The sequence below is a fragment of the Acinetobacter sp. R933-2 genome, from assembly GCF_030325485.1.
In the GTDB taxonomy this organism is placed as follows: Bacteria; Pseudomonadota; Gammaproteobacteria; order Pseudomonadales; family Moraxellaceae; genus Acinetobacter; species Acinetobacter sichuanensis.
Window position 1 is genome coordinate 1 of record NZ_JACAIJ010000066.1, and the last position, 595, is coordinate 595.

Annotated in this window: 1 protein-coding gene; it reads left to right on the forward strand. The window is 34.8% G+C overall.

What is annotated here, in order from left to right; all coding sequences use genetic code 11:
• A partial coding sequence (locus tag HX005_RS19610) for a phage tailspike polysaccharide lyase family protein (RefSeq protein WP_286378577.1) occupies nucleotides 1-595 on the forward strand: 595 nt, incomplete at both ends.

The window sequence follows — 595 nt, forward strand, 5'->3', positions numbered from 1 at the left end:
GCTTCAAACTGCCAAGATTTAGATATTTATGTTGATTACGCTTATGCGCATCGTCATGCATGCGCAATGGGTGGGGCAAATGTTGCAGGTGCTATTCCTAACCGTCGTGTAAATTATTTTGGTGGAATTTTAGAGAATTCGAATACTATTGGTGTGCATTGTGCCGATATTCATGGAAATGCTATTGATTGTAAGTTTATAGAATCGAAAATTTTTGGAATGGCTAGACTGGGCGGAGAAAGATGTTATACAGAGAAATGTACAATTATTCAAAATACTGGTGAAGTAAGACCGCCTATTCTAGTTATTGAGCCATCAGGCGAGTGTGGATCACTTAATGATACATTTACAAATACAGGATCTTCAGCATTTTTAATTGGTTTATCTTCTATAGCAACAGCTCGGCTTAATAATAAACAGACGGGTTTAATTCTAAAAAATGCAAATATTTATAAACATAATTTAACGGGTATTATGAGTGCTGTGACCGTGAATTCTTCAAATGTATATTTTGTTGTTGATGGTTTTTCATTTAAAAATGGTACAAATGGATTAGATAGAATTATTTCATATTCGGAGTCTCCAGCATCAGGAG